General features: G+C 63.0%; 7 protein-coding genes. 5 read left to right on the forward strand and 2 right to left on the reverse strand.

Going from position 1 to position 6044, the window contains the following annotated elements:
• The 3 genes from AC5JJ6_RS37360 to AC5JJ6_RS37370 form a co-directional block, all read left to right on the forward strand.
• Positions 1-227, forward strand: a 227-nt coding sequence (locus tag AC5JJ6_RS37360; protein WP_496046893.1) for a sigma-70 family RNA polymerase sigma factor, incomplete at its 5' end; no start/stop codon positions are given.
• A gap of 368 nt (positions 228-595) precedes the next feature.
• Positions 596-829, forward strand: a complete 234-nt coding sequence (locus AC5JJ6_RS37365) for an anti-sigma factor family protein (protein ID WP_044431974.1) — start codon at positions 596-598, stop codon at positions 827-829.
• Positions 830-847: 18 nt separating this feature from the next.
• Positions 848-2326 carry an alkaline phosphatase D family protein gene (locus tag AC5JJ6_RS37370; protein ID WP_496046894.1) on the forward strand — a complete coding sequence of 493 codons (1479 nt, stop codon included), beginning with the start codon at positions 848-850 and terminating at the stop codon, positions 2324-2326.
• 16 nt (positions 2327-2342) lie between these two features.
• Here the strand turns inward: AC5JJ6_RS37370 and AC5JJ6_RS37375 are convergent, their stop codons facing one another.
• Positions 2343-3677: a tetratricopeptide repeat protein gene (locus tag AC5JJ6_RS37375; protein ID WP_496046895.1), complete on the reverse strand. Its 1335-nt coding sequence runs from the start codon at positions 3675-3677 to the stop codon at positions 2343-2345.
• Positions 3678-4079: 402 nt separating this feature from the next.
• Here AC5JJ6_RS37375 and AC5JJ6_RS37380 point away from each other — a divergent pair, with 402 nt between their 5' ends.
• Both AC5JJ6_RS37380 and AC5JJ6_RS37385 read left to right on the forward strand, forming a co-directional pair.
• Entirely contained in the window at positions 4080-4661 is a 582-nt protein-coding gene (locus tag AC5JJ6_RS37380) for a transglycosylase SLT domain-containing protein (protein WP_496046896.1), read from the forward strand.
• A gap of 86 nt (positions 4662-4747) precedes the next feature.
• Positions 4748-5590 carry a 23S rRNA (adenine(2030)-N(6))-methyltransferase RlmJ gene (locus tag AC5JJ6_RS37385; protein ID WP_496046897.1) on the forward strand — a complete coding sequence of 281 codons (843 nt, stop codon included), beginning with the start codon at positions 4748-4750 and terminating at the stop codon, positions 5588-5590.
• Between the two features lie 89 nt (positions 5591-5679).
• Here AC5JJ6_RS37385 and AC5JJ6_RS37390 read toward each other — a convergent pair.
• Positions 5680-6044 (reverse strand): phasin family protein (locus AC5JJ6_RS37390; protein ID WP_496046898.1); only part of this gene is annotated, 365 nt, incomplete at its 5' end.

The following is a 6044-nucleotide window of genomic DNA, read 5'->3' on the forward strand; positions in this document are numbered from 1 at the left end:
ACCATGCCATGTCGGTCGAACCTTCCCAGATCTCCCGACTCGTGTTCCGCGATGTCGATCGTGCTTTCGACAGCCTGACGCCCTGCCAGCGGAAGGTCGTCCGGCTCGTGGCGATCGAGGGCCGGCCCTACCAGGAAGCGGCCGAAAAGCTGAACGTCTCGATCGGGACGATCCGCTCGCGTCTCTGCCGCGCAAGGGAGCGGTTGAACAACCTTATGGCTGCCTGAGATCCACGGGCGCGGGGATCTATCGAACCGCGCCCCGTCTTACACGTCTTTTCCCCGGCATCCGCCATTTCCGGCGGCATGGAGCAGTCATGTCCCCAGCACTACGCTCTCCACAGCAAAGGAACAAGAAGCGGGGCGGATTTGTTAAGCTCGCGGAATCACTCTCGTCGCCTGGGTGTGCCACTTTTCAATCACGGGGGCAGATTGCGATCCGCAATCAACATTGCGGTTACAGGTCAATTCAGCCTAAATGGCAGAGAAGTGCTCAAAAGGGCTCGAAAGTGCTCATAGTCGATGAGAATACCGCCTGCTTCGGTTTGTTCCCGTTGCGGGGTGAACCGCACCTTGTAGCGCCGGGATGTTTATCAATGAAGCGACTGACGATGAGCGATATCAACGCCTATCTGGATGGCGCGCTTAGCGACGAGGAGAAGCGGGAGGTCGAGTTGGTGATCAGAACCGACATCGAGGCGGCCGCTCTCCTCCAGCAATATCGGCAGCATGTCCAGGAGCTTCATCGCATCTATGACGGCGTCCTGAACGAACCGGTGCCCGAACGTATGCTCGATCTGCTCCGACGGAAAAAGACCGAAGGAGCCTGAAACTGCTGGGCGCCATGAATGCCGCTTCCGATTAAGAAGAAAGAACGCCGCGAGGTCATCGGACCAATTCTCCATTTCCGGGGTGTACAGGGCGAACGCTGGCGCGTTTCCGCCCTTTTCGTCCTGAATGGTGCCGCCGAACCACCCGACATGAAAGCAGACGGCGTCATGTTGCCGATCCCGCCGCGTCACATCGCGACGCTGGGCAAGCGGCACGTATGGCGATGGGAATTTGCGGTTCCTAGAGGCGAGGACGAAGTCCGCATCGGCTATGGTTTCCCTGATGGGGGCCGCTGGTACATGACGGTGCCGGGCCGGGCGGCAATGCCTCGTATCGCCTATACCGCCTGTAATGGAACCGAGGACGAGGACGTCTTCAGCCAGCAGAACCTGCCGCGCAACGCGCGCTGGGGGCATCTGAACGGATTGCATCGGACACGGCCGTATCACCTGCTGCTGCACGGGGGCGATCAGCTCTACGCCGATGCATTATGGAAGGATTGCCCCTCGCTCAAGGCTTGGCAGGCGCTGCCCGCCCGCGACGCCGTCGCGGCGCCCTTCACGTCCGCCATGGCCGAGGAGGCGGAAGCCTTCTATTTCGATCTGTACTGCCACCAGTGGAGCCAGGCCGAGGCGGCGGCCCTGCTGTGCACCGTTCCCTCCATCATGATGTGGGACGACCACGATATCTTCGACGGATGGGGCTCCCATCCTGACGAGCGCCGTACCTGCCCGGTTTTCCAGGGAATCTTCGAGATCGCACGCCGCAGCTTTTCGTTGTTTCAGCTGGGCTGCGCTCCGGACGATCCTGCGGATTGTATCTGGGGTACGTCGGTCGGCACCTTCACGCAGGGGTTCAAGATCGGCGATCTGGGCATCTTCGTCCCCGATCTCAGGACCGAGAGGACCCAGGCGCGCGTGATGAGCGAAGAGACATGGACCGAACTGCCCGGCTGGCTCGAGCGATTCGACGGTTGCAGGCACGTGCTCCTGATGTCCAGCGTCCCGATGGTCTTCGCCAACCTCCACGCCGTCGAGCGTCTGATCAACTTTTGGCCGGGAACGGCTTCCATGGAGGACGACCTGCGCGACCAGTGGCGCAGCTACGTCCACGAGAAGGAGTATCTGCGGTTCATCCGCCTGCTGGGTGACATGGCGCGCGACCGGCAGCTTCGGCTGACGGTCCTGTCCGGCGAGATCCACCTTGGCGCCTGCGGCGTCATCCACGGCGCCGGCTTCGACATGTGGCAGTTGACGTCCTCGGGGATCGTCCACCCGGCGCCGTCCAAGTTCTATGCCGACGTGCTGGAGCGGCTGAGCCGGGGCACGGAGACGATCGCCACCGACACCACCCTCGAGATGGTCCCCTTCGAAGAAACCGGACGCCGGTACATACGAGCACGGAACTGGCTTGAACTGACATTCGACGAAGCCGGGCACCTCAATGCCCACTGGCAGGTGGAGGGCGAGAAGGAGCCGCTGATGCGGATCATCTGAATGGAAGCCGATCAGGTCAGTCGGGACGCCTGACCGCGAAGGCCAGTCCCGGGACGGGCTGGCCTTTTTCCCAGCGCGGTACGGCATCCTCCAGCACGGACAGCTCCAATCCGGCCTCCGCCACGACCCTGCGAAGATAGGCGGCGCTGTGGGCGTAGCGGCGAGACGGCCCCAAGAGGTATCCATCGCCTCCGCAGTGCTCGACGGAAGCGCAGAAATAGCCGCCGGGACGCAGTCCCAGGGCGGAGGCCCGCATGACGGGCTCCAGATCGCCGACATAGACCAGCACGTCGGCCGCGACGATCAGGTCCCAAGCACCCGGCGTCCCGGCGATCCCGCTGACCAGGTCGGTGACTTCCAGATGATCGTAGACGCCTCGCCGTCGCGCCTTCTCCACCATGCGTGGCGCCAGGTCCGATCCATGCAGCCGGCGAGCCAGCGGGCGGAACGCCACACCGGCAAGACCGGTGCCGCAGCCGACATCCAGGACGTCGAGGCCGCCATCCGCGATGCCGGAAAGCCGCTCGGCCAGGGCGCGAAGGGTCTGTGGCGCCTGATACTTCAAGCGAATCGTCAGATCCTCGTCGAACCTGTCGGCATAGCGGTCGAACAACGCCCTGACATAGGCTTGCGACATGGTTTCCGTCGGATCGCCCTCGATGCGGCAGATCAATGCCTGCACGGCGCAGGGATCGTCCGGGCCGGCGTCCAGGCACCGGTACAACGCGTCGGTAGCCTTCTTCCTCTCGCCCAGATCGAGCCAGGCCCGTCCGAGCGACAGCAGGCCCTTGGACAAATCCGGAGACCGGCGCAGCAGCGGCTGAAGAGTTTCGACCGCTGCCAGCGGATCGCCCGAAGCGATCAAGGCTTCGGCAAGTTCGACGGTCGTGCCCGCGTCGCCGGGATCGAGAAACAGAGCCTCCCGGAACTGCTCCACCGCCTGGGCAGGCTGGCCGGCAGAGACGTGGATGCGCGCCAGCGCGCGGCGAACCATCGCATTGTCCGGCCGTTGCGCCAGCAGCCCGTTCCAGACTTCGAGGGCACCGGCATTGTCGCCTGTCCGGGCGCGAGCTTCGGCCAGACCGTACTGCCAGTCGGCCCGGAACGGTTCCAGTTCTGCGGCAAGGCGATATTCCTCCGCCGCTTCGGCCCATCGCTCCTGATCGGCAAGCAGACCCGCCAGCGCGCCCCTTGCTTCGCCGCAGGCCGGAGCCATCCCGATGGCCGTCCGAAAGCTGTCTTCGGCAGCGTCGCCGATGCCCGCATCCAGCAAGGCATAACCCGCGATCAAGGCCGCTTCGGCAATGTCCGGGAAGTTTTCCAGCCCTGGGCTGGAATCGGTATCGATCAAGATCTGAGTTTCCGTGATAGACGGCTGGTGCATCGACTATCGGATATGCTCTACCCTACCCGTTCGGTCAATTGAGGATTTTTGTCACCACTATTTATCCGCCATTTCGAAGTATTCAAATCCCGCCGGAATTACCCGCTTAACGGGTCCAGGTTACATACCGGTTGACGTAGAGAGGAATTTCTGAAAAAGATCTTTGTAGGTGCCGCGTGTGGCACTTGGAACTCAAGCCAGGAGGCGGTCGCCGTACCGGTATCGGCGATCGGTGAATAAATCCGTGCATGTGTACGGTGCCAGCGCGCAAGCTGGTGAGAGCCAGGGGGAAGAAGATCAATGCAGGCACCTTACGGGCGTCCGCGCATCTGTAAGTCACATCTGTTGATGACCGCGGTGGCGGCAGCGATGTGGTTCATACCCCCGGGCACGGCACAGGCGTCAAGCTGCACCGAGCATGTTCTGGAAGCGGAACGTGAGCTTGATATCCCGCGAGGCCTGCTGCTTTCCATCGCTCTGGTGGAGAGCGGCCAGGACGGATCGCCACAGCCTTTCGCGATGAACCTTGACGGCAAGTCCGTCTACTCCGACAGCGCCAGCGAAGCGAAGTCGCACCTCCTCGACAATCAGGGGCGGGTGCGGCAGAATGCCACGGTTGGATGCATGCAGCTGTCCGTCCAGCATCACCGGGCGAATTTCCGTCCCGTCGAACGCATCCTGGACCCCTCCGCCAATGTCTGGTACGCCGCCCGCTATCTGAAGCGCCTTCGTGCCGACTCGGGAAGCTGGAGCGCCGCCGTCGCGCGCTACAATGGGGGCGGGCGATCGCAGCAGCGTGAGTATACCTGCAAGATCTACCAGCACCTGGAAAGCCTGGACAAGAACAGCGCGGCGCTGCTTCAAGGCGCCCGGTGCGCCCAGGGCGACCCGGCTATCGCGCCGGAGACCCGCCGCGCCTTTCGCAGGGCTCAGGTCGCATCCCAGGGCTGATCTCCGGTCCGGAGATCCGGGCTTGGGCATCTCTCAATCGAGGCGAGGCTGGTTTACAGGGCGTCGAACCGCTAAATGGTCACGCCATGAATTACCGCCACATCTTCCATGCCGGCAGCTTCACCGATGTAATGAAGCATGCCGTCGTCGCCCTGATCCTGGATCGTCTCTGCGCCAAGGAATCTCCGTTCGGCGTGCTCGATACCCACGCCGGAATTGGGCGCTACGATCTGGGATCGCAGCAGGCAATCAGGACTGGAGAGTATCTCGGCGGAATCGCGCGGGTCATGGCGGCAGCGGAGCAGCTTCCGCCGGAGCTTGGACCGTATCTGAACGCCGTACGAGCGTTGAACGCGGAACCGGGCGTGCTGCGCTGGTATCCCGGATCGCCGCGGCTGGCGCGGCAGTTGATGCGGCCGCGTGACCGGCTGCTGCTGGCTGAACTCCATCCGGAAGACGTGGAGACGCTTCGGCAGGAGTTCGCCCGCGACCGCAACACGAGCATCCAGCACATGGACGGCTATCGCGCCATCAAGGCGCATCTGCCCATGAAGGAACGGCGCGGCATGGTCCTTGTCGATCCGCCGTTCGAAGTCTCGGACGAGTTCGAGCGGATGGTTGCTGCACTGGCGACCGGTCATGCGCGGTGGCCTACCGGCATTTACGCCCTATGGTACCCGATCAAGGAGCGGGCTGCGGTCTGGCGCTTCCACGACGCCCTCGAGCGCACCGGTATTCGCAAGATCCTGATGGCGGAGCTGACGATCCATGAGGAAGACACGCACCAGCGCCTGAATGGTTGCGGCATGATCGTGGTCAATCCGCCCTGGCAACTGGACCGGAACCTGGAAGTGGTGCTCCCTGCCCTGCATGAGGCGATGGGAGCGCAGGCCGGCGGAGCGAAGATCGAATGGCTGGTGCCGGAATGAGGAAGCCATAGGCTCGAAAAACGAACGCCCCGGTCTTTTGGAAAAGACCGGGGCGTCGTTCAGGTCGGATATCGGCTTCGCACGACCGCTCAGGCGGTCTTGCGTGCCTGCTCCTTGGTCGCGACGGTGATCTTCTGCGCGGCGTCGTTGGCGACGCGGGCGGTCACCTCGGAAACCTTGACGCTGCTGTCAAGCAGGAGCTTGACCTCGGCGTTCAGCAGGTCGCTCTGCGCGGAGAGCAGATCCTGCATGGTGCGCGCACGCATGATGGTATTCATGCCGTCGATGTTGCGCTGCATGGCGCTCTGAGTGTAGCTCATCCACTCGCGAAGGACGGACTGGAAACCCTCGGCAAGCAGGGAGCTGGTCTGCAGCAGGACGTCGAGGTTCTGCTGGGTGCGGTTCGCGACTTCTTCGGAAGCCTTGGCCTGAAGGTTGAACACGCGGCCGAATT

It is taken from the genome of Skermanella sp., from assembly GCF_059503625.1.

What these genes read in the sequence shown, in the direction of transcription:
- AC5JJ6_RS37365 (WP_044431974.1), top strand. Translation starts at nt 596, where the DNA reads ATGAAGCGACTGACGATGAGCGATATCAACGCCTATCTGGATGGCGCG.
- AC5JJ6_RS37370 (WP_496046894.1), top strand. Translation starts at nt 848, where the DNA reads ATGCCGCTTCCGATTAAGAAGAAAGAACGCCGCGAGGTCATCGGACCA.
- AC5JJ6_RS37380 (WP_496046896.1), top strand. Translation starts at nt 4,080, where the DNA reads ATGTGGTTCATACCCCCGGGCACGGCACAGGCGTCAAGCTGCACCGAG.
- AC5JJ6_RS37385 (WP_496046897.1), top strand. Translation starts at nt 4,748, where the DNA reads ATGAATTACCGCCACATCTTCCATGCCGGCAGCTTCACCGATGTAATG.